Source organism: uncultured Abyssibacter sp., assembly GCF_964000955.1.
Taxonomy (GTDB): domain Bacteria; phylum Pseudomonadota; class Gammaproteobacteria; order Nevskiales; family OUC007; genus Abyssibacter.
Genome location: NZ_CAXFCL010000261.1, coordinates 1 through 4275, shown reverse-complemented (window position 1 = coordinate 4275; position 4275 = coordinate 1). Strand labels below are relative to the sequence as shown.

Here is a 4275-nt window from a genome sequence, read left to right as displayed (position 1 = left end):
TGATATGGATCCGGCCGCCCTGCAGGAACTGGCCGATTCCATCCGTCGCCAGGGTGTCATGCAGCCGGTGGTGGTCCGCCCTATAGAAGAAGGCCGCTACGAACTGATTGCCGGCGAGCGTCGCTGGCGGGCGGTGCAGATGGTCGGGCTGCCGACCATTCCCGCCGTGATCCGGCCGCTGGAAGATCAGGCCGCGCTGGCGGTCGCGCTGATCGAGAACATCCAGCGCGAATCGCTGAATCCCATCGAGGAGGCGCTGGCGCTGCATCGGTTGATCGATGAATGCGGTCTCACGCATCAGGCCTGCGCCGAGTCGGTGGGCCGTTCGCGCGCCGCGGTGAGCAATCTGCTCCGCCTGCTGGAGCTGGATGAGGAGATCCGCGCCATGGTCCAGGCCCGGCAACTGGAGATGGGCCATGCACGCGCGCTGCTTGGCGCGCCGGTCGAGTCGCGGTCACGCCTGGCGCGTGAGGTGGTCACGCGCGGCCTGACCGTGCGTCAGACCGAGGCGCTGGTCCGCAATCTCGGCGAACCCCCGAAGGCGGCAACGCCACCCGCGCCAGTGTCGGACCACCTGGTGAGCCTCGGTCGCAAGCTGGGCGGACGACTCAATGCCAAGGTCGAGTTGCAGCAAAAGGGCCGGGGCAAGGGGCGGATCGTCATCAATTATGGCTCCGAGGACGAGCTGGAAGACATCCTGCGCGAGCTGACTTAGCGGGGGCCCCGCCCGCATCGCCCCGCCGCCGGGCAGCGGACGGTGGCCGACCGTCCGCCCCGCGCGGCGCCGTTCATGAACTTTGGTCTAGCCTTCGTCGCCCGTGGTGATGAAACCCCGTGCGGTAGGGCTGCCGAGAGAGGTTGCTGCGCCGCAGCATTTCATTGACCTGTCATCAGGCCATGGCTATACTTCGCGCCCCCTTAAGGCGGGCGGCACCGGTTTGAGTGACGCAAACCCAGAGCGCTCCGGCGCTCACACGGGCTTCGCCATGGCGCTGAGGATCTGCGCCTGGCAGCTCGGAATCGGTCTCGCAGGTTCTTTGCTTTGGGGGCTGCATGGTGGTGTCCATGCAGCGGTGGCCGGAATATCCGGCGGCCTGATCGCTGTGATCAGCACCTTTTATTTTGCGTTGCGAGCGTTTGCCTCCGGGCAAGACGCGGCGCCCGAGCGGCTCCTCGGCAATCTTTTGCGCGCTGAGGTGATGAAGTGGGGTGTGACCCTGGCATTGTTCATGGTCGCCATCGTGCTCTTCAGGGACCAGTTCCCACCGGTCATCAGCGTCTACGCAGCGTGTTTGCTGGTGTACTGGTTCGCGCTCGGCTGGACGGCCACAGATACTGGAACTCGAACAGGCTAAGGCAACGATGGCAAGCGGCGGCGGAGAACAACACGGCACGGACAGTGCCAGCTATTACGTATCGCACCATCTGACCCATCTTCAGGTGGGTGAGGGTTTCTGGACCTGGAACATCGACACCTTGATCGTCAGCACCGTCCTCGGTGTGATCATGTGCGGCGTCATGTACCTGGGTGCCCGGAGGGCGACCTCGGGCGTTCCCGGATTCCTCCAGAACCTGGTGGAATCGCTGGTCGATTTCATCGACGGCCTGGTCAAGGAGTCCTTCCCGGGCACGTCGAAGTTCGTTCCGCCGTTCGCGTTGACGATCTTCGTCTGGACCTTCCTCTGGAACTGCATGGACCTGGTCCCGGTGGACTGGTTGCCGGCGGCGGCTTCCATGGCCGGTCTGGAGTACATGCGGGTCGTGCCGTCGGCCGACATGAACGCGACCTTCGCGATCTCCATCTCGGTCTTCTTCCTGATCATCATCTACAGCATCGCCGGCAAGGGTTTTGGCGGCTATGCGAAAGAGTGGCTGTCCCACCCGTTCGGCTGGTACCTGCTGCCCTTCAACATCATCATCAATTTCGTTGAGCTCATGGCCAAGCCGGTGTCGCTGTCACTGCGACTGTTCGGCAACCTCTACGCCGGTGAGCTGATCTTCATCCTGATTGCGCTGCTGCCCTGGGGCGTGCAGTTCATCCCCGGATTTGCCTGGGCGGTGTTCCACATTCTGGTGGTCACCTTGCAGGCCTTCATCATCACCGTGCTCAGCGTCGTGTACCTGAGCATGGCGTATGAGTCGCACGACGAGCACTGATTGGGCTCACCCCGGTTTTTTACTGACTAGATCAACTTCCAACACCTGACGGAAACGACTGGAGAACGACGATGGAACTCATCATTGGCAACACCGCGCTGGCAATCGGCCTGATCTTCGGCCTGGCTGCTCTGGGCACGGGCATCGGCTTCGGCCTGCTGGGCGGCAAGTTCCTGGAAGGCGCCGCACGTCAGCCGGAAATGGCCGGCATGTTGCAGACCCGCATGTTCATCATCGCCGGCCTGCTGGACGCCGTGGCCATTATCGGTGTCGCCATGGCGCTGCTGCTGATGTTCGGCAACCCGCTTCTCGGCCAGCTCGGCTAATCCAATCCTACGAAGCTGTAGTCAATCCATTCGTAGGAGATAGCCGTGGGTATTAACGCCACCATCATCGGGCAGACGATCACCTTCGCGGTGTTCGTGCTGTTCACGATGAAGTTCGTCTGGCCGCCGATCAAGCAGGCCATGAACGAGCGCGCCAAGAAGATCGAGGACGGTCTGGCCGCCGCCGAACGCGGCGAAGCCTCGCTGGCGGAAGCCAGCAAGGCCTCTGATGGAGCACTCAAGGAAGCTCGCGCCCAGGCGCAGGACATCCTGGCCGGTGCCAACCGTCAGGCCAACGACATCGTCGAAAAGGCCAAGACCGAGGCCCGCACCGAAGCGGATCGGATCATCGCCGCCGCGAACGAGGAGATCGACGCCTCGATGCAGCGCGCGAAGGCCGAACTGCGCAAGGAAGTGTCCGCCATCGCGCTCGCCGGTGCCCAGAAGGTGCTGGCTCGCGAGGTCGATGCCTCCGCGCATGACGATCTGCTCAAGCAGTTGGCCACCGAGATCTGATCATGAGTGAGCTGTCCACACTGGCACGTCCTTACGCTCGCGCATTCTTCGAGCTGCAGAACGAAGCCGGCGCTCTGCCGGCCGGTCAGCAGGCCGTGGACGCGATGGCGGCCGTGGTCCAGCAGTCCGAGGTCGCCCGTCTGATCGGCCATCCCGCCGTGACGTCGGACGAGCTGGTCGGTCTGATCCAGGCCGCCGTTGGCGACGCGCTGGGCGCAAGCGGGTTGAACCTGCTGAAGGTGCTGGCGGACAACAAGCGCCTGGCGCTGTTGCCGGCCATCGCCGAGCAGTACAGCCTGCTGAAGGACGAGGCCGAGCGCCGGATCGAGATCGAGATGACCTCCGCGATGCCCGTCAGCGACGAGGCGCAGTCCGCGCTGGTCGCGGCGCTGTCCAAGCGGCTCGGTCGCGATGTCGAACTGAGCGTATCCGTCGATGACTCCCTGATCGGCGGCGCCGTGCTGCGCGCGGGCGATCTGGTCATTGATGGGTCGGTCGCCGGTCGTGTGGAACGAATCACTCAGGCGCTGACCGCGTAGGTCTGTACCGGACGAAGACAACCAGGAAGCGGCGTAACAGGCGCCGCGACACCAGGAAACAGAGATGCAATTGAATCCGTCTGAAATCAGCGATCTCATCAAGGATCGCATCAAGAATTTCGAGGCTGTCACCGAAGCCCGCAACCAGGGCACCGTCGTGTCGCTGGCCGACGGCATCGTTCGTATTCACGGCCTCGAAGACGCGGTGCTGGGCGAAATGCTCGAGTTCCCGGGTGATGTCTTCGGTCTGGCCCTGAACCTCGAGCGTGACTCCGTCGGCGCCGTGGTCCTGGGTGACTACAGCAGCCTGACCGAGGGTGACTGGGTCAAGACCACCGGCCGCATTCTGGAAGTGCCGGTCGGGCCGGCGATGCTGGGTCGCGTTGTCGACTCGCTGGGTCGTCCGATCGACGGCAAGGGCGACATCAATGCCGAAGCCACGTCGCCGATCGAAAAGGTCGCGCCGGGCGTGATCGCGCGCCAGTCGGTCGACCAGCCGGTGCAGACCGGGCTGAAGTCCATCGACGCCATGGTGCCGATTGGTCGTGGTCAGCGTGAGCTGATCATTGGCGACCGTCAGACGGGCAAGACGACGGTGGCGATTGACACCATCATCAACCAGAAAGAGTTTTACGACGCAGGTGAGCCGGTGTTCTGCATCTACGTCGCTGTCGGCCAGAAGGGTTCCACAGTGGCGGGCATCGTGAAGACGCTCGAAGAAGCAGGTGCCTTAGCCT

Annotated in this window: 6 protein-coding genes and 1 pseudogene; all 7 read left to right on the top strand. The window is 63.5% G+C overall.

The annotated features are described in order from the left end of the window. On the top strand, positions 1-715 hold a 715-nt coding region (locus tag ABNS06_RS12585; RefSeq protein ID WP_348674945.1), incomplete at its 5' end, for a ParB/RepB/Spo0J family partition protein. 271 nt (positions 716-986) lie between these two features. Beyond that, positions 987-1355 carry an ATP synthase subunit I gene (locus tag ABNS06_RS12580; protein WP_348674944.1) on the top strand — a complete coding sequence of 123 codons (369 nt, stop codon included), beginning with the start codon at positions 987-989 and terminating at the stop codon, positions 1353-1355. A 7-nt stretch (positions 1356-1362) separates the two neighbouring features. After that, on the top strand, positions 1363-2157 hold the full coding sequence (gene atpB, locus ABNS06_RS12575) for a F0F1 ATP synthase subunit A (protein ID WP_348674943.1): 795 nt from the start codon (positions 1363-1365) through the stop codon (positions 2155-2157). A 71-nt stretch (positions 2158-2228) separates the two neighbouring features. Next, positions 2229-2483 (top strand): F0F1 ATP synthase subunit C, encoded by a 255-nt coding sequence (gene atpE / locus ABNS06_RS12570; protein ID WP_291512723.1) that lies wholly within the window; start codon positions 2229-2231, stop codon positions 2481-2483. Between the two features lie 45 nt (positions 2484-2528). Further along, on the top strand, positions 2529-2999 hold the full coding sequence (locus ABNS06_RS12565) for a F0F1 ATP synthase subunit B (protein ID WP_348674942.1): 471 nt from the start codon (positions 2529-2531) through the stop codon (positions 2997-2999). Positions 3000-3001: 2 nt separating this feature from the next. Continuing rightward, positions 3002-3538 carry a F0F1 ATP synthase subunit delta gene (locus ABNS06_RS12560; protein ID WP_348674941.1) on the top strand — a complete coding sequence of 179 codons (537 nt, stop codon included), beginning with the start codon at positions 3002-3004 and terminating at the stop codon, positions 3536-3538. Positions 3539-3602: 64 nt separating this feature from the next. Continuing rightward, a pseudogene (locus ABNS06_RS12555) lies at positions 3603-4275 on the top strand (F0F1 ATP synthase subunit alpha); the annotation flags it as partial.

What these genes read in the sequence shown, in the direction of transcription:
- ABNS06_RS12580 (WP_348674944.1), top strand. Translation starts at nt 987, where the DNA reads ATGGCGCTGAGGATCTGCGCCTGGCAGCTCGGAATCGGTCTCGCAGGT.
- atpB (WP_348674943.1), top strand. Translation starts at nt 1,363, where the DNA reads ATGGCAAGCGGCGGCGGAGAACAACACGGCACGGACAGTGCCAGCTAT.
- atpE (WP_291512723.1), top strand. Translation starts at nt 2,229, where the DNA reads ATGGAACTCATCATTGGCAACACCGCGCTGGCAATCGGCCTGATCTTC.
- ABNS06_RS12560 (WP_348674941.1), top strand. Translation starts at nt 3,002, where the DNA reads ATGAGTGAGCTGTCCACACTGGCACGTCCTTACGCTCGCGCATTCTTC.